General features: G+C 64.8%; 1 protein-coding gene. It reads left to right on the top strand.

From position 1 onward, the window contains the following. Nucleotides 1-444: 444 nt before the first annotated feature. On the top strand, nt 445-1,156 hold a 712-nt coding region (locus D7Y13_RS41610; protein ID WP_370451771.1), incomplete at its 3' end, for a polysaccharide lyase family 20 protein.

The following is a 1,156-nucleotide window of genomic DNA, read 5'->3' as shown; positions in this document are numbered from 1 at the left end:
GACCCGGCCTCGCCCCCACCCACCAGGCGTTCCATGACGCGGTGGGCAGCCCGCCGGTGGAAATTCATGCACGTCGGATGTTTTTCGGTCCCCACGAATCAATAGACGGGCAGGTCCGCCGATCTTGAAAAAGACCCGTCTTCCCATCGCGGATGCGAGTGGGGGACGGAACGCCGGGCCGTCAGGCTGTCGGGGGGATGACGCTTGGGGGCTCGCCTGCATGGCTGCTCCCGTCAGAAGGTTTGAGCGCCCGCATCCGCCCGGAATCACGCGCTTCGGCATGCCTGGGGAAGTGACGGGCGGCAGGGGCCTGTGTCCCCATTGCCCCAGCAGGCAGCCCAGGGAGCGCACGAGGGACTGGGGGTTGGCAGGCGTGGACGCGCGGGAAGGAGTTTCGCGCGCCACGTGTCCCCTCCGCCCAACCCGGACCGAAAGGACTCCTGTTTGAAGCAACTCCTTCGACTCGTCGCCGCGGCTTCCCTCATGCCTGCCCTCGCCTCCGCGGGCATCCTCTGGAAGGGCGACTTCGAGACCGGCAACACGTCCCAGTGGACCCGGGATCAGAGCGTTGCCTCCAGCCGTCTGCAGGTCGTGACGGACGTGGTGCGCGATGGGAAATACGCCCTCAAGGCAGTCGTGAAGCAGGGCGATGATCCCATCAACGCCAGCGGCAATCGCAACGAGCTGCTGTACCTGACCCATGAGACGCAGGGGAAGGAGTACTTCTACAAGTGGAGCACCCTGTTTCCGAAGAACTACCCCGTCCATGACTCCTGGCAGGTCATCACCCAGTGGCACCAGGAGGGCTGCTGCGGCTCACCGCCGCTGGAGTTCTTCGTGCGCGGGGACAAGATCAACCTGCGCGTGGGCGGCAACACCACGCCCGTGCTCTGGCAGACGTCCATCAATCAGGGCAACTGGCACGACTTCGTGCTGCACGTGAAGTGGTCGTCCGACAAGAAGGTCGGCTTCGTGGAGCTGTACCACAACGGCAAGCTGGCCCTGCCGAAGACCTACGGCGCCAACCAGTTCGGCAAGGACCTGAACTACCTGAAGATGGGTCTGTACCGCGACGACGCCATCAAGCCCGAAGGGTCCATCTACCACGACGGTTTCACGATGGCCTCCACGCTGGAGGACGTGATGCCCCCCGCGC

This window comes from Corallococcus praedator, from assembly GCF_003612125.1.
Classification (GTDB): domain Bacteria; phylum Myxococcota; class Myxococcia; order Myxococcales; family Myxococcaceae; genus Corallococcus; species Corallococcus praedator.
Note: the sequence above shows the minus strand (reverse complement) of the source record. Positions and strands in the feature narration are given on the sequence as shown.